At 71.0% G+C, this 26,965-nt stretch carries 22 protein-coding genes; 14 read left to right on the plus strand and 8 right to left on the minus strand.

What is annotated here, in order from left to right; all coding sequences use genetic code 11:
• Positions 1-780, minus strand: a complete 780-nt coding sequence (locus tag ND747_RS03310; RefSeq protein WP_251731662.1) for an enoyl-CoA hydratase-related protein — start codon at positions 778-780, stop codon at positions 1-3.
• Positions 777-1,247, minus strand: coding sequence for a pyridoxamine 5'-phosphate oxidase family protein (locus ND747_RS03315; protein ID WP_251731705.1), 471 nt, complete (start codon positions 1,245-1,247; stop codon positions 777-779). The genes ND747_RS03310 and ND747_RS03315 overlap by 4 nt, the downstream gene beginning before the upstream one ends.
• A gap of 92 nt (positions 1,248-1,339) precedes the next feature.
• On the opposite strand from ND747_RS03315, the gene ND747_RS03320 reads away from it, so the two are divergent.
• Positions 1,340-2,572, plus strand: coding sequence for a CaiB/BaiF CoA-transferase family protein (locus tag ND747_RS03320; RefSeq protein WP_251731663.1), 1,233 nt, complete (start codon positions 1,340-1,342; stop codon positions 2,570-2,572).
• On the opposite strand, the gene ND747_RS03325 is transcribed toward ND747_RS03320, so the two are convergent.
• The gene (locus ND747_RS03325; protein ID WP_251731664.1) at positions 2,529-3,947 is read right to left on the minus strand and encodes a GDSL-type esterase/lipase family protein; all 1,419 of its coding nucleotides are present in this window, start codon (positions 3,945-3,947) and stop codon (positions 2,529-2,531) included. The genes ND747_RS03320 and ND747_RS03325 overlap by 44 nt on opposite strands.
• Positions 3,940-4,605 (minus strand): TetR family transcriptional regulator, encoded by a 666-nt coding sequence (locus ND747_RS03330; protein WP_251731666.1) that lies wholly within the window; start codon positions 4,603-4,605, stop codon positions 3,940-3,942. The genes ND747_RS03325 and ND747_RS03330 overlap by 8 nt, the downstream gene beginning before the upstream one ends.
• Before the next feature lie 104 nt (positions 4,606-4,709).
• Between ND747_RS03330 and ND747_RS03335 the strand changes: the two genes are divergently transcribed.
• From ND747_RS03335 to ND747_RS03345, 3 genes are all read left to right on the plus strand, one after another.
• On the plus strand, positions 4,710-6,641 hold the full coding sequence (locus tag ND747_RS03335) for an NAD(P)/FAD-dependent oxidoreductase (RefSeq protein ID WP_251731668.1): 1,932 nt from the start codon (positions 4,710-4,712) through the stop codon (positions 6,639-6,641).
• Positions 6,642-6,915: 274 nt separating this feature from the next.
• Complete coding sequence (locus ND747_RS03340) at positions 6,916-8,640, plus strand: amidohydrolase family protein (RefSeq protein WP_251731670.1); 1,725 nt, start codon at positions 6,916-6,918, stop codon at positions 8,638-8,640.
• A 54-nt stretch (positions 8,641-8,694) separates the two neighbouring features.
• Positions 8,695-9,918, plus strand: coding sequence for an amidohydrolase family protein (locus ND747_RS03345; RefSeq protein WP_251731672.1), 1,224 nt, complete (start codon positions 8,695-8,697; stop codon positions 9,916-9,918).
• Positions 9,919-9,977: 59 nt separating this feature from the next.
• On the opposite strand, the gene ND747_RS03350 is transcribed toward ND747_RS03345, so the two are convergent.
• Together ND747_RS03350 and ND747_RS03355 are read right to left on the minus strand one after the other, a co-directional pair.
• Positions 9,978-10,763: an SDR family NAD(P)-dependent oxidoreductase gene (locus tag ND747_RS03350; RefSeq protein ID WP_285899914.1), complete on the minus strand. Its 786-nt coding sequence runs from the start codon at positions 10,761-10,763 to the stop codon at positions 9,978-9,980.
• A gap of 38 nt (positions 10,764-10,801) precedes the next feature.
• Positions 10,802-11,653 carry a mycofactocin-coupled SDR family oxidoreductase gene (locus ND747_RS03355; protein ID WP_251731676.1) on the minus strand — a complete coding sequence of 284 codons (852 nt, stop codon included), beginning with the start codon at positions 11,651-11,653 and terminating at the stop codon, positions 10,802-10,804.
• An 819-nt stretch (positions 11,654-12,472) separates the two neighbouring features.
• Here ND747_RS03355 and ND747_RS03360 point away from each other — a divergent pair.
• The 3 genes from ND747_RS03360 (at position 12,473) to ND747_RS03370 (ending at position 16,761) form a co-directional block, all read left to right on the plus strand.
• Positions 12,473-13,513, plus strand: coding sequence for a PaaI family thioesterase (locus ND747_RS03360; RefSeq protein WP_251731677.1), 1,041 nt, complete (start codon positions 12,473-12,475; stop codon positions 13,511-13,513).
• 4 nt (positions 13,514-13,517) lie between these two features.
• A complete protein-coding gene (locus ND747_RS03365; RefSeq protein WP_251731679.1) occupies positions 13,518-14,855 on the plus strand; it encodes a DUF427 domain-containing protein in 1,338 nt (445 codons plus the stop codon).
• A gap of 139 nt (positions 14,856-14,994) precedes the next feature.
• A complete protein-coding gene (locus ND747_RS03370) occupies positions 14,995-16,761 on the plus strand; it encodes a GGDEF domain-containing protein (protein WP_251731681.1) in 1,767 nt (588 codons plus the stop codon).
• 40 nt (positions 16,762-16,801) lie between these two features.
• Here the strand turns inward: ND747_RS03370 and ND747_RS03375 are convergent, their stop codons facing one another.
• Together ND747_RS03375 and ND747_RS03380 are read right to left on the minus strand one after the other, a co-directional pair.
• A complete protein-coding gene (locus tag ND747_RS03375) occupies positions 16,802-18,457 on the minus strand; it encodes a class I adenylate-forming enzyme family protein (RefSeq protein WP_251731683.1) in 1,656 nt (551 codons plus the stop codon).
• Positions 18,458-18,459: 2 nt separating this feature from the next.
• A complete protein-coding gene (locus tag ND747_RS03380) occupies positions 18,460-19,251 on the minus strand; it encodes an enoyl-CoA hydratase/isomerase family protein (RefSeq protein ID WP_251731685.1) in 792 nt (263 codons plus the stop codon).
• A 71-nt stretch (positions 19,252-19,322) separates the two neighbouring features.
• Between ND747_RS03380 and ND747_RS03385 the strand changes: the two genes are divergently transcribed.
• The 7 genes from ND747_RS03385 to ND747_RS03415 all read left to right on the plus strand — a co-directional run bounded on the left by ND747_RS03385 (position 19,323) and on the right by ND747_RS03415 (position 26,811).
• Positions 19,323-20,480, plus strand: a complete 1,158-nt coding sequence (locus ND747_RS03385; protein ID WP_251731686.1) for an acyl-CoA dehydrogenase family protein — start codon at positions 19,323-19,325, stop codon at positions 20,478-20,480.
• A complete protein-coding gene (locus ND747_RS03390) occupies positions 20,477-21,454 on the plus strand; it encodes an acyl-CoA dehydrogenase family protein (RefSeq protein WP_251731688.1) in 978 nt (325 codons plus the stop codon). Before ND747_RS03385 ends, ND747_RS03390 begins: the two co-directional genes overlap by 4 nt.
• A gap of 52 nt (positions 21,455-21,506) precedes the next feature.
• Positions 21,507-22,685, plus strand: coding sequence for an amidohydrolase family protein (locus ND747_RS03395; RefSeq protein WP_251731707.1), 1,179 nt, complete (start codon positions 21,507-21,509; stop codon positions 22,683-22,685).
• Between the two features lie 88 nt (positions 22,686-22,773).
• Positions 22,774-24,198: a class I adenylate-forming enzyme family protein gene (locus ND747_RS03400; RefSeq protein ID WP_251731690.1), complete on the plus strand. Its 1,425-nt coding sequence runs from the start codon at positions 22,774-22,776 to the stop codon at positions 24,196-24,198.
• A 92-nt stretch (positions 24,199-24,290) separates the two neighbouring features.
• On the plus strand, positions 24,291-25,088 hold the full coding sequence (locus ND747_RS03405) for an enoyl-CoA hydratase (RefSeq protein WP_251731691.1): 798 nt from the start codon (positions 24,291-24,293) through the stop codon (positions 25,086-25,088).
• A 59-nt stretch (positions 25,089-25,147) separates the two neighbouring features.
• A complete protein-coding gene (locus ND747_RS03410; RefSeq protein ID WP_251731693.1) occupies positions 25,148-25,573 on the plus strand; it encodes an OB-fold domain-containing protein in 426 nt (141 codons plus the stop codon).
• A gap of 92 nt (positions 25,574-25,665) precedes the next feature.
• On the plus strand, positions 25,666-26,811 hold the full coding sequence (locus ND747_RS03415) for a thiolase family protein (RefSeq protein WP_251731695.1): 1,146 nt from the start codon (positions 25,666-25,668) through the stop codon (positions 26,809-26,811).
• Positions 26,812-26,965: the final 154 nt, after the last annotated feature.

The raw sequence follows: 26,965 nt of genomic DNA on the forward strand, positions 1-26,965 counted from the left end.
TCAGTGGGCCTGCCAGGTGGGTGGGCGGCGTTCGAAGAACGCGTCGATGCCCTCGCGGAAGTCGGCGGTCTTCGTCAGCCCGTCATGGGTGGCGTCGCTGACGGCCCAGATCTCCGTCTCGTCGGGGGCGATCTCGCGGCGGGCGATGCCCAGGGCGGCGCGCACGGCGAGCGGCGCGTTGGCGTTCACCCGCTCGGCCAGCGCGAGTGCACCCTCGAGGGCCCGGCCGGGCTCGGTGAGGATGTTGACGAGACCGAGGCGCTCGGCCCGCTCGGCGGACAGGTCGTCCCCGGTGGCCAGCAGCTCGAACGCGACGTTGCGCGGCAGCACCCGGGTGATCCGGAAGGCGCCCCCGAAGTCGGGCATGAGACCCCGCTTGACCTCGGGCAGGCCGAACCGGGCATCGCGGGCGGCGACGACCAGGTCGCAGCACAGCACGAGCTCGACCCCGCCGCCGAGCGCGAATCCCTCCACCGCGGCGATCAGCGGCTTGGTCCGCTGTCGGTGGATGAGGCCCACCAGACCACCGCGTTCGGTCGGTTCGCCGGCGCCGGTCTTCAGGTCGGCGCCGGCGGAGAACATCCTCGGCCCGCCGGTGAGAACGCCGCACCACAGCTCGGGATCGTCCTCGAGGGCGTTCATCGCCTGGTCGATCCCGGCGGCGATGACGGGGTTGAGCGCGTTGCGTTTGGCCTCCCGGTTGATCCGGATCACCAGGGTCCGGCCGTGCCGGGCCGTCATGACGAGATCATCGTCGGCGTCCCGGGCGGGTGCTGTCATCGGCCGATCTTCCGGTGATCCCAGGAGGCGACCTTCTCGGGAGTCAGGCGAAGCCAGGCATGCCGGCCGTCATGGAACATCGAGCCGTCGGGACGACCGCCGTACTTGGCGGCGAACAGCCGCTCGGGGTCGGCGAGCTCCGGCGCGTCCTGGGCGTCGGTGCGGGGTGCGGGACCGACGGCCTCGAACCGGCCGCGCAGCTCCACCCCGTGCAGCTCGTGGAACGCGGTGCCACCATCGACGACCACCGCGGTGCGCGGGTCGCGGGCCAGATCCGTCCACCGTTGGCTGCGCACGACCGAGTACAGCCACACGGACGTACCGTCCCAGACGAAGTACAGGGGGCTCAGGTGCGGGGCCCCCGAGGAGGTCAGCGTCGCGACCCGGCAGAGACGCTCCTCGGTGAGCAGCGTGTCGAGTTCCTCGGGGGTCAGCGCGATCTTCCGTCCGCGGCGCTGGGTCTCGATCAGGTCCGGCTTCATGCGCTCTCTCCCTGTGCGGCGGGCCCGGACACCGTCGTTTGCGTGCTCGGACCGCTGCCTACTAGCGTGAACTCATCATGATCGAAAACAGTAGTGACGTGGTGGGTGCCGGCGTCGCCTCCGAGCGACCTGCCCGGCGGGACAACACCGTGACCCCCGGCCGGACGGCGGGGCCGCTGGCCGGGCTTCGGGTGGTGGAACTGGCCGGTATCGGGCCGTCGCCGCACGCTGCGATGGTCCTGGCCGATCTCGGTGCGGACGTGGTGCGCCTCGCCCGGCCAGGGCCGGTCGGTCGGCCCGACCACACCCTGCGCGCCCGCCGGCTCGTCGGTGTCGACCTGAAGGATCCCGCCGGGCGCGACGTCGCGCTTGCGCTGACGGATCGCGCCGACGTGCTCCTCGAGGGATTCCGGCCCGGGGTCGTCGAGCGTCTCGGGGTCGGCCCGGAGATCTGCCTGGCGCGTAATCCGCGGCTGGTCTACGGGCGGATGACCGGCTGGGGGCAGTCCGGCCCGCTGTCGGCACGTGCCGGGCATGACATCAACTATCTCGCGCTGACCGGTCTGCTGCACGCGGTCGGTCCCGCCGACCGTCCTCCGGTGCCCCCGGTCAACCTGGTGGGCGATTTCGGCGGCGGATCGCTGTTTCTCGTGGCCGGGGTGCTGGCCGCGCTGTGGGAGCGATCCGTGTCCGGTCGGGGGCAGGTCGTCGACGCGGCGATGGTCGACGGCGCGAGTGTGCTCGGCCAGATGATCTGGGCGTTTCGCGGGGCGGGGCTGTGGTCGGACGAGCGTGCGTCGAACACCTTGGACGGAGCCGCGCCGTTCTACTGCACCTATGCCTGTTCCGACGGCCGGTACGTGGCTGTCGGCGCGTTGGAGCCGCAGTTCTACGCCCAACTGCTGGCCGGTCTCGGCCTTGCCGGCGAGGACCTGCCCGGCCAGTACGACCGGGCCGGCTGGCCGGTGCTGCGGGCCCGCATCGGCGGGGTGCTCGCCACCCGGTCGCGGGATGGCTGGGCCGAGGCGTTCGCCGGTACGGACGCCTGCGTGACGCCGGTACTGACCTTCGCCGAGGCCGCCGCTCATCCCCACCTGGCCGCCCGCGGGACGATCGTCGAGGTCGACGGGGTCGAGCAGCCGGCCCCCGCACCGCGCTTCTCCCGCACGCCGAACGGTCCGCCGGCGGGACCGAGCATCGAGCTCACCCCGGTCGACGACGTCCTCGCCGCCTGGGGCGCGCGTCGCGCCGAGCCCGGGAGCGGGATCACTGGGACCGGGATGGGAACTCGGGCTGGGCGCGCAGGGTGAGCACCGCGTCCGCGGCCACCCGGCCCATGACCTGGTAGGCCGCCCGGTTGGGATGCAGGTAGTCACCCGCGCTGCCGGCGCTGCTCGGCACGAACGGCGCCCGCAGTGTCCCGGTGGCCGGGTCGGTCACGGCGCCGGCCAGGTCCGCGGTGGCATCGAAGACGCCGCTGGTGAGGATGAACTCGTTCAGTTCCCGGCGGTGCCGGTCCAGCTGCGGGCCGCCGATGTGGGCGATCAGCTCCGGGCCGACCGACCACAGCGGACTGTCCGCCGGGGGCGTGCCACCGGGGGTCAGCGCAGGCGGGATCGTCGCGCCGACCACCTGCACCCCGGCGTCGTGCAGCACGTCGACCACCTGCCGGTAGCCGTCGCGGACGGGACCCGGGGTGCCGCGGCCGATGCCCAGGTCGTTGATCCCCTCGAGCCAGACCACGACGTCGAGCCCGGACAGGCCGAGCACGTCCCGGTGGACCCGCGCCGTCGCCGGCGGCCCGATCATCGCCGCGGCCACCGCGTTGCCGCCGATGCCCTGGTTGACCACGCTCACCCGGTCGCCGAGCGCGGCGTGCAGCCGGCGTGACATCGCGTTTGACCAACGGTCGTACCCGCCAGGGGTGGAGAACGTGCCGTCGGTCAGGGAGTCCCCGAACGCGCAGACCACCAGGGTGTCGTCCGCCGGGCGCACGTCGACGGCGTCGACGAACAGCACCGAGTTGATCGTGTGGGGAAAGGCGTGATCGTCCGGTGCGCCGGTCTGGTCACCCGAGCCCGGAGAACTCAGATAGCCGGTGACGAGCCCGTCGTGATGGGCGCTGATCGGTCCGGACGCGCCGCGCACCGCAAGGCTGACCGCGAGGTTGCGACCCGCCAGCCATCGTGGGGTGATCCGGCCGACGAACGGCAGGGTCACGGGGTCACTGAAGATCCGTTCGCCGGGCGGGATCGTCACCTCCGGCCGCCCGCCGAAGGTCAGGGCGACCGACGTGCCGTCGACCAGGTTCGCCTGGTACTCCTGCAACGCCACGGACACGGCGGAGAAGGTCACGCCGACCGTGCCGAACACGTTGGACAACCGCACCCGGGCGACGGTGCCCCACACGTCCGGCTTGACGATCATGCGGATGGTCTGATCCCGCGCGCCGTCGGTGACGTGCCCGGGAAGAGCGAAGGACAGATCGGGCTGCGGCATGTATGCCGGCACCGAGCTGCCGGGCGCGGCGACCGGGCCGAACGGCCCGGCGATCGACGTCGACCACGACGCCACCCAGCCCACGCCGCCGTCGGCAGCCGGTGGTGGGGCCGTGGCTGCCGTCACGGACTGTCGGTCGGCCGGGATCGACCCGGTCGTGGCATCCCCCTGGCCGACATCACTCATGGGCGCGGGCACCTCCTGACACCTGCTCTGCCACTGCCGGGCCGTCGAGCTGTGCGACCTGGCCCGGCGCGGCGAGAAAACGGACGGTTCCCGTGATCGCGGCATGGGCCAGAGCGCTGGCGGTCTGCCAGTCACGGCCGGCGTCGATGATGACGGCGGCGGTGAAATGGGAGCTCAGATGGGCTCCCACCGCGGTGAGCAGCACACCGGGTGGACTCCCGCGGTGGCCGTGCTCATGCCACAGGGTCACGGTGATCTCGGTGATCCGATCGTTCCAGTCGCGCCGGGTGGACAGCTGTAGCGCGGCAAGGTCCGCGGGCAGATCCGTGCGTGCGGCCATCTCCCAGTAGCCGGGGCCGATGGAGGCGTTCATCCGGTGGGCCGCCTCGCAGGTTGCCCGCAGCCACTGGTCGATATCGCCGCGAAAGGGCGGCAGTGAACGCAGGTAGTGCGCCATCGCGGCCTGGAAGGCGCTGGCGATGAGCTTCTCACGCGTGCCGAAGAGCCGAAACAGCGTGCGCCGGCTCACCCCGGACGCCTCGGCGAGCTGGTCCATGGTCGCATCGACACTGTTCTCGATCACATACCGGCGAGCAGCGGTGAGCACATGCTCGAGCGCTGCCTGTCGCTTCGCCTCCGCGAGAGGTCGAGTGGTCACCGGCATGGGATCACGGTAGCCGTTGACACCCAATAGTGCCACGTACGACGCTATGCAGTGCATGGGCGGGGGGAGATCGGCGCGTGGGTCAGAGGAGTGTTTTCATGGCAGGCGATCACCTGCGTACCGAACCTGTCACCGAGGGGGACGCCGAGATCTCGGCGGCACTCGCGGATCTCTCGGTTTCGGCGCTCACCGCGGTCGCCGTCGGGCTCACCGGCGACCCCTCGTACGTGCGAGGGCCGATCCGCCCCCGGGAGTGGGTGCACAACGAGTTCCAGGGCGGGCTCACCGAGGACGAGAAGGCGCAGCTGCGCCACAGCGCGCTGGAGGTCATTCGGTCCTGGCGGGACGCGGGCTGCCCGCCGGCAAAGGAGCTCGACCCGGCCCTGGTACGCGAGATCATGGACTGGATCGCCTGCGAACCGGTGCCGGACGAGTACGCGGCGATGTACTCCGACGAGATGGATCTCGAGGGGCGTAACCCCCGGGCCATCAGGCTGCCCGATCCCGAGCAGGTCCCGCTCGACCCCGACTTCTGCGTGCTGGTCATCGGCTGCGGCGAGTCCGGCCTGCTCGCCGGGATCCGGCTGAAGGAGGCCGGTATCCCGTTCACGATCATTGAGAAGAACTCCGACGTCGGTGGAACCTGGTACGAGAACCGTTACCCGGGTGCCCGGGTCGACGTCGCCAGCCACTACTACAGCTACTCGTTCGGCCCGAACGACAGCTTCAGCGAGTACTACGCCCGCCAGCCCGAGCTGTACCGGTACTTCCGGGACAGGCTCGACGAGTACGGCATCGGTGACCACGTCCGCTGGCAGTGCGAGGTCGAGCGGGCCGTCTGGAACGATGACACCGCGCGCTGGCAGGTCACCTACCGCACCACGGACGGCGCCACGCACACGGCGTCCGCGAGCGCGCTGATCAGCGGAGTCGGTCTGCTGAGCCGGCCGCTGATCCCCGACATCCCCGGGCTGGCCGACTTCGCCGGCCCGGCGTTTCACGCGGCGCGCTGGGAGGAGCAGGTCGACCTGCGTGGGCGGCGGGTGGCCCTGATCGGCGCCGGGGCCAGCGGGTTCCAGATCGGGCCGGCGATCGTCGATGACGTCGAGCGGCTGACCGTCTTCCAGCGGACTCCGCAGTGGATGTCGCCGAACCTGCGCTACCATGACGCGGTCCGGCCCGGGGAGCGGTGGGCGATGCGCCACCTGCCCGGCTACGGCCGGTGGTATCGGTTCATGCTCATGTGGCAGTCCAGCGACCGGCTGCTCGAGATGGTCCGGGTGGATCCCGAGTGGCCCGACTTCCCGCGCACCGCCAACGCGTTCAGTGCCACCCGTCGCGAGGCCTTCGTCCGCTGGATCGACCAGCAGATCGGCGACGACCCCGAGCTCGTCGAGAAGGTCACGCCCACCTATCCGCCGATGGCCAAACGCATGCTGCAGGACAACGGCAGCTGGCTGCGGTGCCTGCGGCAGGACCACGTCGATCTCGTCAACGACCGGATCCTTCGCATCGAGCCGGATGCCGTCGTCACCGAGTCGGGGCGACACGAGGTCGATGTGATCGTCATGGCGACCGGGTTCCGGGCCAGTGAGGTCCTCTGGCCGATGGAGATCATCGGTCGTGGCGGGGTGTCACTGACGACGGCCTGGCAGGGGCGGCCCACGGGCTACCTCAACATCACGGTCCCGGACTTCCCGAACCTGTTCATCCTCGGTGGCCCGGCCAGCAGCCTGGCCCATGCCGGCAGCGTCGTCTTCCTCACCGAGTGCCAGCTGCGCTACGTCGGAGACGCCCTCGCGGTGCTGGCCGGCGGGCGGCGCTCGATCGAACCGACACCGCAGGCCTACGCGCGTTACGCCACGGAGCTTCAGGCCGAGATCGGCACGCTGATGTGGGGCCACCCCTCGATCGAGCACTCCTGGTACAAGGCCGCCGACGGTCACGTGTACGTCCTGTGTCCATGGCGACTCGTCGACTACTGGTCGATGACCGCCCGGGTGAAGCCGGAGGACCACGTCGTGCACTGACCGGCGTGGCCAGCCAGGAACCGGCACCGCACGCAGGGCGCTGCAGAGCCGAAATTCCTGCGGTTCTCGAATGTTTTTCCGGCGGGTTTATCCGCTTTTTTTGTCGACCTCGCCGGGTATTCTTCCTCGCCATTGAACCGATCCCGAGTGTGTTCGGAAGTGTGCATTTACGTGATCCTTCGAACTCCCTTGACGGAGTGATTTTCGGGAGTCACCATCAAGTCGATATACATGGTGAGACCGGGGTCGCAGCGGCCAGTGGGAGGGTCATCTGATGGCAATTTATGATCTGGTCATCAAGGGCGGAACCGTCATTGACGGGTTACAGACGCCACGGTATCGGGCGGATGTCGCAATCGCCGACGGGAAGATCGTCCACATCGGGAAGGTGCGGGCCTCCGACGGCGCCGAGGTCGTCGACGCGACGGGCCGGGTCGTCGCGCCCGGTGTGGTGGACCTGCACACGCACTACGACAGCCAGCTGTTCTGGGACCCGTGGTGCACCATGTCGGGCTGGCACGGCGTCACCAGCGTCGTCATCGGCAACTGTGGGTTCGGCTTCGCCCCGTGTAAGCCGGTCGACCGCGAGCGGGCGATGCTGAGCCTGTCGCGCAACGAGGCCGTCCCGATGGAGACGATGCGCCAGGGCATGCCGTGGGACTGGGAGACCTTCCCCGAGTTCCTCGACAGCGTCGAGCGCACGCCCAAGGGCGTGAACGTGATGTCCTTCGTGCCGCTGGCCCCGCTCTACGGCTATGTCGTCGGCCTGGACGTGGCCAAGGGGCGGCCGGTGAGCGACGAGGAGCTGCAGCTCATGTGCAAGCTCCTGATCGAGGGGATGGAGGTCGGCGGCTGCGGCCTGTCGGCGCAGATCCTCGGGGACGTCGGCAACGTGCAGCTCGACTACGACGGCACTCCCATGGTGACCGACCTGATGAGCGAGCGTGACCTGCGGGCGTTCAGCCGGGCGCTGGGGGCGCTCGGTCGCGGGGTGGCGCAGGTGACCGCGCCGTTGGAGACCGCGGCGTTCATGGCCCGCGAAAGCGGTCGGCCGATCATCTGGAACGCCCTGCTCGCCGACGGTGCGCTCAACCAGCACGGCGGCCAGCAGATGTCGCACCGCGACGCCCTCGTCCGCCTCGCCGAGCTCAACGAAAGCGAGGGCGTTCGGGTCTTCGCCCAGGCGTTGACGACGAACTTCGCCTCCGAGTTCACCCTCGAGGAGTACAACCTCGCCGACGCGATCCCCTGTTGGAAGGAGGCGCTGCTGGGCACGGTCCCCGAGAAGCGGGTGAAGCTCGCCGACCCACAGCGTCGGGCGACGATGAAGCAGGTGCACGCCGAGCGTGGCGGCCTGTTCGGCGCCGGCTACGTGCTCACCGACATCAAGTGTCACTGGATCTCCAGCGACGTGGCGAACGCCCGCGAGCTCAAGGAGACCTACGAGGGCTACACCATCGGCGAGATCGCCGCCCGGGAACACAAGCACCCGATCGACGCGATGCTCGATCTGGCCGTTGCGGGCGAGTTGCGGGTCGGCTTCGCCACGCCGCTGCTGGAGACGCCGCCGCAGGCCATGAAGGAGATCGCCACCGGGCCGGTGTCCCTGCCCGGGGTCAGCGACGGTGGCGCACACACCAAGTTCGTCACCACCGCCCGCTACCCGAGCGAACTTCTCGGGCTGTGGGTGCGCGAGCACGAGATCATGTCGCTGGAGCAGGCGCACTGGCGCCTGTCGGCCTACCCGGCGCAGGCCGCGGGCCTGCGGGGGCGTGGCTTCCTGGCCGAGAACGCACCGGCCGACGTCATCGTGTACGACCCGGACACGGTCGACAGCCTTCCCGCCGAGCGGGTCTGGGACTATCCGGCGGGCGAATGGCGCCTTATCCAGAAGGCCACCGGATATGACCGGATCATCGTGAACGGCACGACCACCTTCGTCGACGGGGAATGCACACAGGAAACCCCCGGCCAGCTGCTGCGCCACGGCGCCGAATAATCCGACCAGGCTGACACCACCCCACGACTCGACCAGAGGACAGAGGTGTTCGACATGACCGAAATTCCCGCATTAGCCACTGTTTTTGACGCGGACAACCACTACTGGGAGTCCAGCGACGCCTTCACTCGGCATCGTGACCCGGCCTTTCTCGATCGCGGCCTGCGGGTCGTCGAGCGGGCCGGCGAGATTCGCTACTTCATCGGCGACCAGGCGCATCCGATCCTGCCCGGACCGGGCGACGCGCACCCCCGCCCCCGCCCCGGTGCGCTCTACGACTACTTCGGTGGGCGCGGTGACAAGGGGTCGGTCGGCGCGGAGCTTGCCTGCGAGGCTCCGGCGGACCACCCGGACTGGTTCCAGCGGGATGCGCGGCTACGCCGCATGGACGAACAGGGCCTGGAAGCCGTCTGGATGTTCCCGTCCCACGCGGTGTGCGTGGAGGGCCCGATGCAGCCCGACCTCGAGGCGTCCATCGAGGTGCTGCGGGCGTTCAACCGGTGGCTCGAGGAGGACTGGGGCTTCGCCTACCAGAACCGGATCTTCGGTGTTCCGTTCCTGACCCTGTCCGACCTGGACCGGGCGATCGCGGAGCTGGAGTGGTGCATCGGGCGTGGTGCGCGGGTGGTGAGCATCCGCAACGGTCCCGTGTTCACCCCTGAGGGGTACCGGTCGCCCGCCGATCCGCGGTTCGACCCGTTCTGGGCTCGGGTCCAGGAGGCCGGGGTCGTCGTCGCCCCGCATGCCGGGTTCGACGACGGTTACCGGGAGGTCGAGGCCGCGATCGCACAGAGCTGGGGATACCGCGGGGCGAACCGCGGCGGCGACACGAACGCGATCACGCGGGAGGAGCCGTTCCTCAAGATGCTGATGAAGCACCGGCTCGTGCACGACTTCGCCGCCGCCCTGGTCGCCCACGGCCTGTTCGAACGGTTCGCCGGCCTGCGGATCGCGTTCATCGAGAACGGTGGCACCTGGGTCGGCTCGTTGCTGCACGGTCTGCAGGTGCTGCGCGGACAGAATCCCGGGATGTTCGCCAGTTCGCCGGTCGACCAGTTCATCGAGCACTGCTGGGTCGCGCCGTTCGTCGAGGACGACGTCGCGGAGCTCGCCGTGCACCTGCCGGTCGAGCGGATCCTGTTCGGCTCCGACTGGCCGCACGCCGAGGGGCTTGCCGAACCGAAGGACTTCCTCGGCGGGCTCGGCTCCTTCTCGGCGCACGACCAGCAGCGCATCATGCACGACAACGCCAGCGAGCTGACCCGGCCCGCGGGATAACAAACCCAGCAGCCGGCCGGAGCGCTCCCGGTGGTCAGGCGCTCCGGCCGGTCAGAGGCCTACTGCTGGTCGGGCAAGGTGAGGACGACTCCCGCGGTCTGGCCACCGTCGATGGCGATCTCGGCGCCGGCGATGAAGGCGGCGTTGTCGGAGAGCAGGAAGACGACGAGCTCGGCGATGTCGGCGGGCAGCCCGGCGCGGCCCAGCGGTGTGGCGGCCAGCCGCTTCTCCGCCACGGGGTCACCGTCGCCGATGACCATCGGGGTCAGCACCGGCCCGGGGAGCACGGCGTTGACCCGGATACCGTACGGGGCGAGCTCGAGCGCCGCGACCTTGGTGAGGCCGCGCAGCGCCCACTTCGACGACGAATAGGCGCTGTGCAGCGTCCAGGCGGTGGCCGCCGCGGCCGACACGGTGTTCACGATCGCACCGGCGCCCGCGGCCCGCAGGTGTGGGACGACCGCCTGCAGGCCGAGGAACGGTCCGAGGCAGTTGATCCGCCACACCCGCTCGAAGTCGGCCGGGTTCTCCCGCTCCAGGGACTCGCGGCGCAGCACACCGGCGTTGTTCACCAGGCCGTCGAGACGTCCGAAGCGGTCCAGCCCCGCCTGCACCGCTCGCGCCCATGCCGCCGCGTCGGTGACGTCGAGGGACACGGCGTGGACCGCATCCGGTCGGGCGTCGGCAAGCTCGTGCACGTCGGGCAGGACGTCACCGGCGATCACACGACCCCCGGCCGCCACCACCCGTTCGCTGATCGCCCGGCCCTGCCCGCGGGCGGCACCGGTGACCAGCACGACCCGGCCGCCGAGAGCCACGGCGGGCGTGCTGCTGGCGGGGGGCATGCTGTCGGCGGACGACGGTGTGGTCACGGCTGGTCCGATCAGATCGCCGACTCGCCCTTGAGCATGGCGCCGGCATCGATGCGGAAGTTCTGGCCGGTGATGTACTTCGACTCGTCGGAGACGAGGAAGAGCACCAGGTCGCTGACGTCGCTCGGCTCGATGTAGGGGATCGGCATCGCCTGCATGGCCGGGAACGCCAGCTCCGCGTCCTCGCGGGTCGGGTTCTCCAGGTCGGGCCGGAAGGCCTTGTAGATGTCGTCGTTCTGCAGCAGGTGGGTGTTGGTGTTGGTGGGGTGCACGGCGTTGAGCCGGATGCTGCTGCCCGCAAGCTGCAGCGCGAGGGTCTGGGTGTACTGGAAGATGACCCGCTTGGCCCACGCGTACCCGACGCCACCGCTGTTGCCCAGGTTCTCCGTGGTCCCCTTCATCATCCCGGCGGTGGAGCCGGTGATGACGATCGACGCGCCGGCCTTCAGGTGCGGCAGGCTGACCGCGACGGTGTTCATCGCACCGATCAGGTCGACGTCGGTGCCGTCGACGAACCCGCTGACCAGGGTGATGTCCTTCCACGGGCAGATGCCGGCGTTCGCGAGGACGATGTCGAGCCGGCCGAAGCGGGCGATCCCCTCGGCCAGGGCCGCGTGCAGCTGCGAGCGCTCGCGGACGTCGGCCTTGACCGCGACGATGCTGCGCCCGAGCGCCTCGACCTCCTTGACGGTCTGGGCGAGGTCCTCCGGCGTGGCCAGCGGGTAGGTGACGGTCTCGATCTGCTCGCAGATGTCGACCGCGACGATGTCCGCGCCCTCCTGGGCGAGGCGCACCGCGTGGCTGCGGCCCTGGCCGCGAGCGGCTCCGGTGATGAATGCGACCCTGCCATCAAGCTTGCCCATGGGAGACCCTCCAGTTCGTTCGACGCCCGCTGCGACCGTCGGTCGTCACAGCGACCGGCGCGGCCCGGCCGCGCGTCGGCCGGCTCGTCAGTCAGATCGGATGCGGCGACGTCCGGATGACACCTGACATTAGGTGCCAGTGACACCGGGTGCCAGTGACACCAGGCGCCAGCGACACCAGGTGTCGTTGATGCCGGATGCCGGTGACAACCGTTCCGGCGATATCCGGTTCGTCGCAATTTGGGCGGTGCGGCCTGTCCGCGGACCATCGCTGACAGGGGGTCTCCGACGCCGAAAAGGCACGGGTGGCAACCGCTGCTGCGGCAGGTTCTGGACGGTGTCGCGCCGGTCGAATCATGATCCCCGGCCGTCGGGCCTATGACATCGCACCGCGACGAGCGATGTCAACGTCGACGAGGAGGTCGGCCGATCCCGCGCGATGAACTGGCCGATCCGGCGTGATGGTCGGGTGTGCCGGACGGCATCGATCCGGCGGCCGATCCGGCGGGCTGGCCCGGTACGACGACCCTGTCGCCCGGTGGTCGTGAGAATTCCCCGCTCCGGTGCCGGGTAACCACGGGCCGCCACCCGGCCGGGTCTCGCCGCAGACGGCAAACTCGACATCGACCTCATCGCTGACCTTAGAGTCGAACGGGTTCGGGCCCGTCGGATCAGCCTGGCGTACGCCAGCGCCGCGCGCACCCGGCGACAACCCGACGAGGACGACACGGCGGCGACCGGGCGGCGGGGACCGGGCTGGCGACGGCCGAGCGGCGGCGACATGGCGATGACGGGACGGCTGACAGTGACGACACAGCGGTGAGTGCGATGGTGAGTCGGGGCACGGCCGGCGCCGGCCCGGAGACCTCGAACGTCATCGGCGAGCTCGCCCTGACGGTCGAGGAGGTCGGCGACGAGCTGCACGGCCTGCTACCCGCCGTCCCCGAGCTCGCCGTGCCGGGCACGCCGTGGCTGCGGGCTTCGGCGCTGGCCGCCCTCGCGGACGTGGTGCTCGGCCTGCTGGGGGTACGCGAGATCGCCCCACAGGTTCCCGTCACCCTCGCGCTCGACGTGCACCTGTTCCAGGAGATCCCGGCGGGCGGCCAGCCGGTGCGGGGAATCGGCCGGACCGTCAAGTCGGGCCGGACGGTCCTGGTGTCCGCGATCGACTTCGTCGGCGAGGACGGCCGCCTGCTCGGCATCGGCAGCAGCATCTTCGTCCCGGCGCCCGACCCGGCACTGCGGATGCCGCCCGGCGGGTGGGCCCTGGACTCGATGCGTCACATCCGGGGCCGGCTGCGCGAGCCGATCGCCACCCGGCTGCGCTGTGAGCCGGTCGCGCCCGGTGTGGTGTCGATGCGGGTGGGGCCGGACATGTCCAACGCCGCTGGCACGCTCAACGGCGGGCTGGTGCCGGTGGTCATGGAGGAGGCGCTGCTCTCGTTGCCGCCCCAGGTGTCCCCGCCGGGCACGACGCTGGCGTCGTTGGGGATCCGGTACCTGCGCCCGGTCCGCCGCGGCCCCGCAGTCGCGACGGCCAGTACGGCCGGGGGACAGGCGGCGGGGGGACAGGCGGCCGGGGGAGAAACCGAAGGAACCGGCGGGAGCAGGCCGGCCGTGGCGCGGGGTGTGGTCGCCACGATCGAGGTGCGGGACGCGGCCACCGACGTCCTGGCCATCCTCGCGACGGCCCGCACGTTCCCGGCCCGCCCGCAGCTGCCGGCCGGCCGGGGCGTCTCCGATCCTTCGTCCGAGTCCAGTCCGTCCCTTCCTGCCGGCCCGGCCGTCCACGCAGGTCCGGCCGTCCACGCAGGTCCATCTGTCCACGCAGGTCCATCTGTCCATGTCGACGGAGAGTGACATCATGACAGCTCCAGAGCACACAGCCGCCGAACCGGCCGAGGTCGAGGCATCGGCCCTCCTCGCCGTCCCCATCCCGTTGCGGGCCCGGGCCTGGTGGGGGGACCAGCTGATCGCCGAGTCGACCGCGACGGTGTGGGGGCGGAAGCCGGACGGAACGTCCGCGCTGTACTTTCCGCGTGAGGATGTGCGGCTCGACCTGTTCACCCCGACGTCGACGCCGGTTACCTGCCCGGTCCGGGGCGGCGCGCAGACCTGGTCGATCGACGGCAAGGTGCCGCCGGCGCTGCGCGGCTGGGGTGCGCCGCCGGTGCCGGGTGCGGTCGTCGACGGGCAGGACGTGGCGTGGCTGTCCACCGAGCCGGCCGCCGGCCTGGAGTGGCTCGCGGGGCTGGTCACGTTCGACCACGACCGGGCGCTCGTCGAGATCGTCGACGGCGTCGACGGGGACGACCCGCGCGACGTCACCGTGAAGCAGTTCCCGATCTGGGGTGACGTCGCGGATCTGGTCGACATTCTGGACGTGCGCCCGGACGGCGAGCGCCGCTACGTCAGCGGCTTCCTGGCGAGCCCGGGGCGGCCCGTGGTCGAGGCCAGCCAGATGCTCGGCCAGGCGATCGTCGCCGCCAGCCGGCACGTGCCGGGCCGCCGCGTCGTGTCGGCGCACATGGTGTTCTACCGGCCCGCCGACGCCCGCGAGCCGTTGGCGTTCGAGCTCGAGGAGCTCAACAACGGCCGCAGCTTCACCTCCGTCATCGCGCACGTCAGCCAGGGTGGCCGGCGGCGCGCGTCCGGGACGCTGCTGCTCGACGTCACCGGAGAGGACGTGTTCCGCCACGCGGCGCCGGCGCCGCCGGCCCCGGGGCCCTACGAGTCCGAGCCGTACGACATGGCGGTCACCGGCCGGGATCTGCGCATCCCGGCGGGGGAGTACGACGACGATCCGGCGGCGCCGGTCGGGCCGCCGACCATCGACACCTGGGTGCGCTTTCGCGCGGTGCCGGCCGACCAGCCGCTGCATGCGGCACTGCTCGCCCAGTTCACCGGGCACATCTCGATCTCGGCGGCGATGCGCCCGCACGCGGGTGTCGGACAGTGGCAGGCCCACCGCAGCCTGTCCACCGGCATCAACGCGATCGCCCTGTCGCTGCACGCCGACATCCGCGCCGACCAGTGGCTGCGCTACCACCATCACTCGACCGTCGCGAGCGGAGGCATGACCCACAGCGAGTGCCGGGTGTACACCGAGGCCGGCGAGCTGGTCGCGTCGTTCACGGTGGACGCGATGGTCCGGCCGATGCCCGTGCGCCCCGGCACCGGGGACCATCGGACGGCGATGTGAGCGGGCGGCCAGCCTGATCGTCGGCGGCGAGCGGGATGTTCGACGTCACAACGTCATCGTGCGATCACGTATAGCAGGGTTTTGATGTGCGCCGGCCGTTGTGCCAGGCGATGCTGGGCGGGAAGGGAGGACGCCGCCCATGCGTCGTTCTGGTGTTCCGCGTGCGACCGACCCGGAGGCATCGCCCGGCGCGACGTCCACGTCGAGGGCCGTCCCGGTTCGGCCGTCCGCGGCGCCACTGGGTGCTCGGGCCTTCGGTCTGGTCGCGTGCACCACCGCGGTGCTGGTCGCAGCCGTCCTCATTCCGCAGGCCGCGCTCGGTGGCGGGAACCGGAGTCCCTTCGAGGTCTTCGGGCCGTTGGTCCTGAGCGGATGGTCGCTGCTGCTGGGTCTGTTCTCGGTGCTGCGCACGCGCCGGGAGGAGCTGCTCTGGCGGGCGTTGTTGACCGGTGTGCTGGTCTTCCTCGTGGCCGGGGCGATCCAGTGGGTCGTGATCTTCGGCGTGGACCGTGACCGGCAGGTGCACTACAGCGACCTGAACGCGGTGCACCTGGTGCCGGTCGGGCTGGCATTCCTCGCGGTGCTGGCGGTGCCGGGCGAGTCCCGGCGCGATGCGGCCGACCCGCCTCGGGCGAAACCCGACGGGGGTCGCTACCTGCTGATGCTCATCGACGGCCTGCTCATCGCCGGGTCCGTCCTTGTGCTGCTGTGGGTGATACTGCTCGGTGACCTGCGCGGTGCCGGGCTGTCCGCCGTCCAGTACTGGCTGGCGCTCGCGGACATCCTCGGCAGCGCCGCCGTGCTGTTCGCTCTGCTGCTGCTGCTCACCTTCGGCCATCCCCGTAACTCCCGGGCGGTCGTGCTGTATGCGGCCGGTGCGCTGTGCACCACCCTTGCCACGGGCGCGACCGTCCAGTGGGCGCTGATCCATCGGGTGGAGATCAACCAGACCGCGAGCGCCTGGGTGGGGCTGGCCCTCGGGCCGCCGCTGCTCGCGCTCGCCCTGCTGGTCCCGCCCGCCCGCCGCAGGCGGCCCGGCTCAGGGGTGACATCCGCGCCGGGCGTGCCCGGCCTGTCATGGGGCGACCAGATCTCGGTGTGGGCGCACGTCTACCTGCCGTACCTGCCGCTGAGTGCCGTCGCCGGGCTGGTGGTGGCGACCGCGGCGCGCGGCGGCGCCCTGCGTGGAGTCACCCTGACGCTGTTCATCGCGCTGGTGGCGCTCGTTCTGGTCCGGCAGATGGTGACCGTCGCCCAGAACACCCGGCTCCTGGTCAGCGTGCGGGTCGCCCAGCAGGAGCTGCGCCACCAGGCGCTGCACGATCCGTTGACGGGACTGGGGAACCGGATGCTGTTCGACGCGGAGGTCGCCGAGGCGGTTCAGGACCACCAGGCACACGGCACACCGGTGGCGTTGTTGTTCTGCGACCTGGACGAGTTCAAGGCGGTCAACGACACTCTCGGCCATGCGGCCGGTGACGAGCTGCTGCGCGCGGTGGCCGGCCGGATGCGCGGTGCGGTGCGTCGGGCGGATCTCGCCGCCCGCATCGGTGGGGACGAGTTCGCCGTGCTGTTGCGCGATCTCGGGAACGACCCACAGGCGATCGGGGAGCTCACGGCCCAGCGGGTCCGCGAGGCCCTGCACAGTCCGATCCGGGTCCGTGGACACGACCGTCAGGTGTCGGTGAGCGTCGGGCTCGCGGTGGTGGTCGCGAACAGTCCACTGGAGGGTCCGGAGGAGCTGCTGCGGCGCGCCGACGAGGCGATGTATGCGGCGAAGGCCTGCCGGCGCCGCGGCCGACCAGCAGACCCACCCGCAGCCCAGGCCCAGGTGGGGGCGCCCGTGACCGCGGCGGGGACCGCGCTGCGGCCCCCGCTGTCGACCGGTCATGGTGCCGCCCCGTGACCCCGTGACCGGGCCCCGGCTGGGTCGCGTCCCGCGCAGGTCAGGCGTCGCGCAGGCGGTCGGCCAGGTCGCTGTCCATCGCCGGGGCGTCCATCACCAGTCGGGAACGGACGATCTTGCCCGACGCGGTGCGGGGGAGCGGGCCCTTCCAGCGGACCAGCTGCTCGGGCAGCTTGCGCTTGGCGATGCCCAGCTCCAGCAGATACGAGATCGCGTCCTGCAGGGTGACGTTCGCACCGTCGGCCACCGCGACGGCGACCACGAGGCGTTCGCCGGTGGCCGGGTCCGGCAGGCCGAACGTGGCGTGTTCGATCGAACCCGGCAGGCCGAGCAGCGCCTCGTCGAGTTCACTCAGCGAGATCTTCAGTCCGTTGCGGTTGACGATCTCCTTGAGCCGCCCGACGACGGTCAGCCGACCGTCGGTGACGTCGATCTGGTCGCCGGTGCGGTACCAGTCGTCCTCGAAGGCGCCCTTGTCGTCGGCCGGGTCGAGATAGCCCAGGAACAGGTTCGGGCCGCGCAGCAGGCCCTCCTGCGGATGCTCCGACGAGCCGATGCGCACCTCGCCGCCCCGGATGGGCACGCCGTCATCGGCCAGCCGCCGCGCGCGTGGGTCGTCGGGCAGACTGCCGGAGAACACCGGTGCCTCGGACGAGCCGTACATCCGCACGATCTCGATGCCGTAGCGGTCGGTGGCGAGCTCGAGCAGCGGCCGGGGCAGCATCGAACCGCCGAGGGTGAGCCGGCGCAGCCGCACCGGCACGTCCGGCCCGGCCTCGGCCGCGGCGGTCAGCAGCCGCTGCGGGATGACCGGGGCGCCGCCGAGCAGCGTCGGCTCCTCGGCGTTGATCCGCGCCAGCGTGGCCGCCGCGTCGAAGTGGTCCTCGAGCAGCAGCGTGCCGTGCCGATCGGCCGCGAGCTGCAGCTGCATCAGGCCGGTGATGCTGGTCAGCGGGCTGACCAGGAACGTCGCCACGTGGTCGTGGGCGACGGAGCGCTCGAGGTTGAACAGGCCCGCGGTGAGGGTGTTCAACGAGTGGACGACGCCCTTGGGCCGGCCGGTGGTGCCCGAGCTGAACATGATGATCGCGGCACGGTCGCGGTTCGGCTCGGTCCAGGTGGCTGCCGGCACCGACGGGTCGACCTCGGCGCCGAACAGCTCCAGGGCCAGCACCCGGTCCCCGGCCAGGGCCAACGCCTCACCGAGCCGCTCGGCCTCCCGGTCGGGCACGATGATCCACGGATCGGTCGGCAGTGCCTCCAGGGCGAAGCGCACCTCCGCCGCACCGCTGCGCCGGTCCAGCCCGACCACGGTCGTCCCGGCCCGCAGCAGGGCCTGGTAGGCGATCACGCCGTGGTGGGTGTTGCCGGTGACGAGAATCGCGGCGTCGCCGGGTTGGACGCCGCGGGCGGCCAGCGTGGACACCCCGCCGGCGACCGCGGCGGCGAGCTGCGCGTAGGTCAGGCGCACCTCGTTGTCGATGACGGCGAGCGCGTCCGGGCTGCCGGCCGCCGCAGCCTCGATGCCATCGGCGAGGCGGCGCTCGTCCCACTGGCCCTCGGCCCGGTACCGCTCACCGAGCTCGGCCCGCACCCCCGACAGCTGTGGGTAGCGCGCGGTGCGGGCGCCCCCCAGGCTCGCGCTGCCACCGCTGCCGGCACCCGTTCCAGCGCCGTTGTCGTTCCCGTCCGCCACGATCAGGCTGCTCCCGTCCTGCTCAGCATCCGGGCCAGGTTCTGCTGGAACGCCGGCTCGTCGAAGGACCGCGACTCACTGTCGAGCCCGCCGGACAACAAGGATGCCACTGCCTGGCGCAAGCCGCTGTTAATGAGTTTTTTCGACTCGACGACCGCCTGCGGCGGCAGGGCGGCGAGGCGGGTGGCGAGCTCGACCGCGGTGTTCACCGACTCGCCGCGAGGCACCACCCGGTTGACCAGGCCCAGGTTCAGCGCCTCGGCCGCGGGGATCCGGTCGCCGAGCAGGATGTACTCCTTGGCCCGCTGCAGGCTGATCAGCAGCGGCCAGACCAGCGCGCCGCCGTCGGCCGCGGTGAGCCCGAGCAGGACGTGCGGGTCGGCGAGGAAGGCCTGCTCCTCGATCACGACCAGGTCGCTCATCGCGGCCAGGCTGCAGCCCAGGCCCACGGCGGGACCGTTGACCGCAGCGATGATCGGCACCCGCACCGAGGTCATCCCGCGCACGATCGCCCCGGCCTCGGCCATCACCTTGGCGCGCAGCTGCGGGTCGGCGACCATCCGGTCGAGCAGGGCGAGGTCACCGCCGGCGGAGAACGCCTTGCCGGCGCCGGTGAGGACGACGGCCCGCACCTCGCTGGCCGCGTCGATGGCCGGCCATACCTCGGCGAGGGCGGTGTGCAGCCCCTCGTCGGAGGCGTTGAGGGTGGCGGGACGGTTCAGGGTGACAACCCGGACCGGGCCGCGATCCTCGATGAGTACCGGGTTGCCGTCCGGCTCCTCGTGCTCGACCACGTCACTCCTTGAGAGACGGCCCGCGAACGTCCCCGTTGCTTCGAGGTTCGCGGGTTCCTATATTGACGTCAATGTTGCATATAACTGCCAGCAGTGGAAGCGGTCCGCTTCGTGACGATGCGTGCTCGTACGCCGCTGCCCTCGACGACTGGCTGGCCACCCGGCCGGCGGCGTTGGAGGCTGCCTCGCGTCCGATCGCCGCGTACGACCAGCGGGTGGCCGCCACCTCCACGCTCATGGGTGTCCTGTACGACGAGGGTTGGGCCCGCTACGGGTGGCCCGAACAGCTGGGCGGGTTGGGCGGTGACATCGTGCACCGCGCCGTGATGTGGGACGCCCTGGCCCGCCACGGGCTGCCGGCGATGGCGCTCTACGAGCATCTCGAGGTGCTCGCCCCCACGCTCGTGGCGCTGGGCGACCCGGACTTCATGGCCGAGGCGCTGCCCCGGTTCCTGCGCGGCGAGCAGGTCTGGTCACAGGGCTTCTCCGAACCCGAGGCGGGTTCGGACCTGGCCAGCGCCCGCACCCGGGCGGTCGAACGCGACGGCGGGTACGTCATCACCGGGCGCAAGATCTGGACGAGCTGGGCCCGCTACGCCCGGTGGTGTCTGGTGCTCGCCCGGACCGGGACCACCGAGTCGCGCCACCGGGGGCTCTCCGCGTTCGTCGTCGACCTGCAGGATCCCGGTGTCGAGGTACGGGCGATCGAGCAGGCCAACGGCACCGACGAACTCGCCGAGGTGACTTTCGACGAGGTGCCGGTCGGCCCGGAGCGCCTGGTCGGGGAGATCGGCGGCGGCTGGCGAGTGGCCATGCACATCCTCGCCCACGAGCGCGGGACGTTCGGCTGGTTCCGGCACAACTTCCTTACGCGGGAGGTGCTTGACAATCTCTCGCTGGGCGGACCGGCGGGCGATACGCTGCTGGGCAACGCTCTGCTTGACCTGGCCGCCGTCCGCGCCAGCAGCTTCGCGGGAGTGCAGGCGCATGCGGCGGACACGGTGCTCGGTCCCAGAGCGGCGTTCGTGAAGCTGATGCTGGCCGCCAGCGAACAGGCGGTGAACGACTGGGTGCTGGCCAGCGATCCGGATCTCGCCGTCGGCGTGCAGGACGACCACGTGGCGGTGAACCGGCAGGACTACCTGTTCTCGCGCATCGTCACCGTCTACGGAGGGTCGCAGCAGATGCAGCTCGACACCATCGCCAAGCAGATTCTGCGGCTGCCATGACGTCGGTCGTGGAGTCGCCGGACCGCGAGTTCCTCGACGCGGCCGGTGCGGTGCTGCGTGCGGCCACTCCCGGCGAGGATCCGCTCGAGGCGCTCGGCTGGTGGGACCTGCTGGCCGAGTTCGACGACACGGACGCCCGCGGAGCGGCCCTGGCGCTGTTTCGGGCTCAGGGCCGGGAGCTCGCGGACACCGCCGCGCTCGGTGCCCTGCTCGCCCAGCCGTACCTCGCCGCGACCGGGTCCGAGCCCGGCACGCTTGTCGCGGTGATCGCCCGCCGATCGGCCCGTGGCGAGCGGTTCGTCGCTGTCGGTGATGTCGCTGGGCGCGCGTTGCTCGTCGACCGGCCCGGTCAGGGCGCGTCGGTCATTCCTGCCGAGAAGGCGGAGCTGGTGCCGGTGACGGTGCCCGGGCGCCTCACGCTGCACGAGGTCCGGGTGGACGACACCGCGCTCACCCCCGTGGTGACCGAGGCGGACGCCGTGCCCGCGCGGGCCCGCGGGCTGTTCCTCGGCCGGATCGCCGCGTCGTTGGAGATTCTCGGGGCCGCCGAGCAGACGGCGGCGCTTGCGGTGGCGTACGCCGGCTCCCGCGAGCAGTTCGGCCGGCCGATCGGCACGTTCCAGGCGGTTCGTCACCTGCTGGCCTGGGCGCAGACCGACTGCGTGGCGCTGGAGAGCGTCGTCACGACCGCGGTGGCGCTCGACGACGCGGCGCCGGAGCGGCATGACGAGGTAGTCAAGGCCCTGGCGGGGCGCAACGGCCGGCGAATCTGCGAGCGGACCATGCAGGTCCTGGGCGGCATCGGGTTCACCGCCGAGCACGACCATCATCTTTTCCACAGCCGGGTGCTGGCGCTGGACGCGCTGCTCGGCACGTCCGCGGAGCTGACCTACGCGCTCGGCGCGTGGTGGCGCGAGTCCCGCGGTGATCCTTCCGCTCCCGTGCGCGCACTGCTGGCCGGAGCCGGCTCGTGAGCGCGCCCGCGGGCCCGACATCCACTATCTGATCAGCAGGGGAGAGCACACCATGTCGTCGAGCGCGTCTCCGTATCCGATCTTCGATGCCGACAACCACATGTACGAGACCGAGGATGCGTTCACCAAGTTCCTGCCCGAGCAGTACCGCGGTGCGGTGCGCTACGTGCAGGTCGACGGCCGCACCAAGATTGCCGTCAAGGGTCAGATCAGCGAGTACATCCCGAACCCGACCTTCGAGGTCGTCGCCCGCCCGGGTGCGCAGGAGGACTACTACCGCCACGGCAACCCGGAGGGCAAGTCCTACCGGGAGATCGTCGGCAAGCCGATGCGCTCGATCCCGGCGTTCCGGGAGCCCGAGTCGCGCCTGAAGCTGCTCGACGAGCAGGGCGTCGAGCGCACCCTGATGTTCCCGACCCTCGCGAGCCTGCTCGAGGAGCGGATGCGTAACGACCCGATCCTCACCCACGCGGTCATCCACGCGCTGAACGAGTGGATGCACGAGACCTGGTCGTTCAACTACGAGAACCGGATCTACTCCACCCCGGTCATCACCCTGCCGATCGTCGAGAAGGCGATCGAGGAGCTGGAGTGGGTGGTCGAGCGCGGTGCCCGCGCCATCCTCATCCGCCCGGCGCCGGTGCCTGGCTTCGGCGGTTCCCGCTCCTTCGGCCTGCCCGAGTTCGACCCGTTCTGGAAGCGGGTCGTCGAGTCCGGTGTGCTGGTCGGGTTCCACTCGTCGGACAGCGGCTACAACCGCTACACCGACGACTGGGAGGGCGCGAACAAGGAGTACCTGCCGTTCAAGCCGGAGGCGTTCCGCTTCCTGAGCCAGTGGCGGCCGATCGAGGACACCGTCGCCTCGCTGATCTGTCACGGCACGCTGTCACGCTTCCCCGAGCTCAAGATCGCCGTCGTCGAGAACGGCGCGTCCTGGGTCGAGCCGCTGATCGGCGCCCTGAAGAACGCGTACAAGAAGGGCCCGCACATGTTCGAGGAGGAGCCGATCTCGGTCCTCCGTCGCAACATCCACATCAGCCCGTTCTGGGAGGAGGACATGGCGCGGCTGTCCGAGCTCCTCGGTGTCGAGCGGGTGCTCTACGGCTCCGACTTCCCGCACCCCGAGGGCCTGGCCGAGCCCGCCTCCTTCGCCGCCGAGCTGACCAACGTCAGCGAGGAGGACAAGGCCAAGATCCTCGGCGGCAACCTGTCCCGGCTCATCCCGGTCTGACAACGGTCACCGGCTCGGCCACCCGGCCGGGCCGGCTCGGCCACCATGGCGGGTCTGACGGCTCCGGTGCGGCTGCGAAGGGGGTCTGGTGACCGATCGTCCGGTTCTCAGCTTCGGCGAGCGCACCTATGGCCGGGCCGAGCTTGACGCGCTGACCGAGGGCCTGGCCCGCCGGCTGGTCGCCCGCGGAGTGCACCCGGGCGACCGGGTGGCGCTGATGTCGTCGAACCGGCCCGAGTTCGTCGTGGCCGTGCGGGCACTGTGGCGGGTCGGTGCGGCGGCGGTGCTGTTCAGTCCGACGTGGCGGGCCGGTGAGGTCGAGGACGCCCTCGCCCTCACCGAGGCGCGCCACGCCGTCGGCGACCACGAGGCGCTTGCCGCCGCGATGCCGATGCTGTCGCTGGACGAGCCGATCGAGGCGGCCCCGCCCGCGGGTGCCGCGGCTGCGTGGCCGGCACCGGATCCGACGGCCGAGGCACTGCTGGTGTTCAGCTCGGGGACGACCGGGCTGCCCAAGGCGGTGCGGCACACCCACGCGTCCTTCGGCGCGGCGGTCGGACACTGGCGCCGCGCGCTGGGGATGACCGCCACCGACCGCCTGCAGATCGCCACCCCGCCCTCCCACATCCTTGGCATCCTCAACATCGCCACGGTGTGGGCGGCCGGGGCCTGGATGCGGCTGCACCGCCGGTTCGACCTTGACCGGGTGCTGCACGCCATCGAGGCGGACCGGATCACCATCGAGATGGCGGTGGCGCCGATCGCGCTGGCGATCGCCGGGCATCCGGACCTGGAGTCGTTCGACCTGTCGTCGTTGCGCTACATCATGTGGTGTGCCACTCCCGTCACACCGAGCGTCGCCGAGTCGGTGACGGCGCGCACCGGGGTCGGTTGGGTGACCGCCTATGGGGCCAGCGAGGTGCCGCTGTTCACCTGCACGCCACCCGGGCGCACGTCGCTCACCGGCGCGCCGCTGGACAGCGTCGGCCAGCCGGTGGCCGGCGTCGAGCTACGGGTGGTGGACCCTGACAGCGGCGTTGTGCTGCCCGTCGGCGCCACCGGCGAGCTGCAGGCCCGGTCGGCGTCGGTGATGGCCGGCTATCTGCCGGCCGCCGCGACCGCGGACGTCATGGTGGACGGCTGGTACCGCACCGGCGACCTCGGCCATGTGGACGTGGACGGCTGGGTGCGGCTCACCGACCGGCGCAAGGAAATGATCAAAGTGCGGGCGTTCCAGGTGGCGCCGGCCGAGGTGGAGGCGGTGCTGCATCGCCACCCCGCCGTGGCCGACTGCGCCGTGTTCGGCATCCCGGACGCCGCCGACGGTGAGGCGGTCGTCGCCGCCGTCACCACCCGGGCGCCGGTGGCTGCGGACGAGCTGATCGCGCTGGTCGGCGGGCGGCTCGCGTCGTACAAGCGGCCCCGTCGCATCGTGTTCACCGACGCGATCCCCCGGTTACCGTCCGGGAAGGTGCTGCGCCGGGAGCTACGGGCACGCTATGAAGAGCAGTAGAGCCATATCCACGAGAGGCAACGTCCACAAGGGGCAACGTCGCCTGCCGGGCACCGAGCTGGTCGGCCCGACGCGCGGCTGAGGAGCTGCAGGTGTTCATTCGCTACGAGGTCGCCGACAAGATCGCGACCATCACGCTCAACCGGCCCGAGGTCGCCAACGCCCAGAACCCCGAGCTGCTCGACGAGCTCGACGAGGCCTGGCGGGCCGCCGCCGCGGACGACGACGTCGCCGTCATCATTCTGCGTGGGGAGGGAAAGCACTTCTCCTCCGGGCACGACATCAAGGGCTCGGGCAGCGCGAACGGGCACGGGAAGATGACCCTCGAGGAGATCATCCAGTACGAGTCGCGTCGCTACCTGGAGTACACGCTGCGCTGGCGCAACACCCCGAAGCCGTCGATCGCGGCCGTGCAGGGCCGCTGCATCGCGGGTGGGCTGCTGCTGTGCTGGCCGTGTGACCTCATCATCGCCGCGGACGACGCGAAGTTCTCCGACCCGGTGGTGGCGATGGGCATCGGCGGGGTCGAGTACCACGGGCACACCTGGGAACTCGGGCCGCGCAAGGCCAAGGAGATCCTGTTCACCGGTCGGGCGATCACCGCCGAGGAGGCGGAGAAGGTCGGCATGGTCAACCGGGTGGTGCCCCGCGCCGAGCTGGACACCGCAACCCGGGAACTGGCCGCCAGCATCGCGAAGATGCCGCCCTTCGGCCTGCGTCAGGCCAAGCGCGCGGTCAACCAGACCCTGGACGTCCAGGGTTTCTACGCGGCGATCCAGTCGGTGTTCGACGTCCACCAGACCGGGCACGGCAACGCGCTCAGCGTTTCGGGCTATCCGATCCTGGTGAACCTCGACCAGATGAAGTCCAAGGTCAAGTCAGAACTGTAGGACAGGCGAACGGCGCCACGGCGGGAGCCGGCCGGTCGCCGAGGCGAGGAGAGAGTGGCGTGACCAAGGTAGCGTTCGCCCCCGACGTGTTCACCTGGCCGGCCGACGAGCCGCAGCTCATCGGCAGCCGCTGCCCGGTGTGCCAGGCGGTGACGTTTCCGCGCAAGCCGTCGTGTCCGCGCTGTGGCAGCCCCGAGATGGCCGAGCACCTGCTGCCGCGGCGCGGGACGCTCGTGGCGTGGACCATCCAGGGCTTCCTGCCCAAGGCGCCGTACGCGGGCGGGGAGACCGAGGAGACCTTCCGTCCCTACGGGGTGGGGCTGGTCCAGCTCGGCGACGAGGTGCGGGTCGAGACCCGGCTGACCGAGGCCGACCCCGAGAAGCTCGTCTTCGGCATGGAGCTGGAACTGGTGGTGGTGCCGTTCCGCACGGAGGCGGACGGCACCGAGGTCGTGATTCACGCGTTCGCACCGGCCGCGTCCTGACTGCCGGGTGTTGCCGTACCCGGGGATCGTCCCGGCCCTCGTGAACGGTCCCAGCCCGTGGACCGTCCCGCCCCAGGATCGAGGAGATTGACATGCACGACGTCGCCATCGTCGGGGTGGGCATTCACCCGTTCGGCCGGTTCGGCCAGAAGTCGGCGATCGAGATGGGCGCACAGGCGGTTCGCGCCGCCTGTGCGGACGCCGGAATCAGCTGGTCGGACGTGCAGTTCGCGTTCGGTGGCAGCAACGAGGTGGACAACCCGGACGCGGTGATCAGCCTGCTCGGCCTCACCGGCATCCCGTTTATGGACGTCTACAACGGCTGCGCGACCGCCGGCACCGCCCTGGAACTCACCGCCGACGCGATCCGCTACGGCAAGTACGAGCTCGGCGTCGCCGTCGGGATGGACAAGCACCTGCCCGGCGCGTTCACCGCCGACCCGGAGTACTACAGCGCGCCGTCCTGGTACGGCGAGGCCGGCCAGTTCCTCACCACCAAGTTCTTCGGCATCAAGATCAACCGCTACATGCACGACCACGGCATCTCGCATGCGACCCTGGCGAAGGTCGTGAACAAGAGCCTGCGCAACGGGGTGCTCAACCCCAACGCGTTCCGCCGCAAGCCGCTGGACGAGGAGACGATCCTCGGGGCGCGGATGCTCAACTACCCGCTGACCCAGTACATGTTCTGCTCGCCGGACGAGGGCGCGGCGGCCGTGGTGCTGTGCCGGGCCGACATCGCCCACCGCTACACCTCGAACCCGATCTACCTGCGGGCCACCGCGCTGCGCACCCGGCGTTACGGCGCCTACGAGGTGCACAGCTCGTGGGCCGCGGTGGAGGAGGACGTCGCGCCGACGGTCTACGCCAGCCGGGCCGCCTACGAGGCCGCCGGCATCGGCCCGCAGGACGTCGACGTCATCCAGCTGCAGGACACCGACGCCGGTGCCGAGATCATCCACATGGCCGAGAACGGCTTCTGCGCCGACGGTGAGCAGGAGAAGCTCCTCGCCGAGGGGGCCACCGAGATCGGTGGTCGCCTGCCGGTCAACACCGACGGCGGCCTGATCGCCAACGGTGAGCCGATCGGCGCCTCCGGCCTGCGCCAGATCCACGAACTGGTCCGCCAGCTGCGCGGCCAGGCCGGCGACCGCCAGGTCCCCGGCAACCCCCGGGTCGGCTACGCCCAGCTCTACGGCGCCCCCGGCACCGCCGCCGTCTCCATCCTCACCACCTGACCTCACCACCTGATCCAGGGCTGTGGTGGGGGACAGGACGCACATCCCCTGCCACCACCCGATCCCCTGACACGACCGCGGGGGGGGGGGGGGGGGGGGGGGGGGGGGGGGGGGGGGGGGGGGGGGGGGGGGGGGGGGGGGGGGGGGGGGGGGG

Origin of the sequence: Frankia sp. R82 (assembly GCF_023716925.1) — a bacterium.
Taxonomy (GTDB): Bacteria; Actinomycetota; Actinomycetes; order Frankiales; family Frankiaceae; genus Frankia.